1 protein-coding gene is annotated in these 608 nt (G+C 68.1%); it reads right to left on the bottom strand.

Features of this window, described 5'->3' with window-relative positions; translation table 11 throughout:
- Window positions 1-514, bottom strand: a 514-nt coding sequence (locus CFP66_RS46900) for an Asp/Glu racemase (protein WP_094932060.1), incomplete at its 3' end; no start/stop codon positions are given.
- Window positions 515-608 lie beyond the last annotated feature (94 nt).

Genomic DNA, 608 nt, shown 5'->3' with positions numbered 1-608 from the left:
GGGCGACGGCGAGGTTGTCGGGGACTTCGAGGGACAGGGCGTCGACGACTTCGATGCCGGCGTCTTCGAGGTAGTCGACCACGAGTTGGGTGAGTGGTTTCAGGTAGGGCGTGATGATCGAGACCTTTCGGGCGCCGAGTGCGGCGATGCCGGTCAGTAGTGCCCCGGCGCTGGACACGACGGGGGCCTGGGAGCCCTCGCCGCGCAGCGTGGCGGTGATGGTGTCCTCGGCGGTGCAGTGGTAGCCGGGGCCTTGGGCCATGATCGCGATCAGGCAGGCGGTGGCCACGATGTCGGGGCGGGCGTCGGCCAGTTCGGTGGCGGCGCGTTCGGCTTGGGCGTTCATCGCGCGTAGTTGTTCGGGGGTGACGTGTTGCATCCGGGCGCGGGCGGAGTGGAAGACGAACCGGTCGCCGGGCTCGACCTGTTCGCGGGCGGCGAGCATGTGGGGCAGTTCGGTTTCCATCGTCAGGTTCGACGAGGGGACGATCATGCCGATGTGGTGGGTGGTCATCTCAGCGCTTCCCGGCCGGGCGCATCTCGGGGACGGTGAGTTCGCCGTTGTCGACGATGAGTTCGTCGTCGAGGTGGAGGGAGTTGCCGCGCAT

The organism is Pseudonocardia sp. MH-G8, from assembly GCF_002262885.1.
Taxonomy (GTDB): Bacteria; Actinomycetota; Actinomycetes; order Mycobacteriales; family Pseudonocardiaceae; genus Pseudonocardia.
The sequence above is the reverse complement of the archived record's forward strand: the minus strand, read 5'-3'. Positions and strand labels throughout refer to the sequence as shown.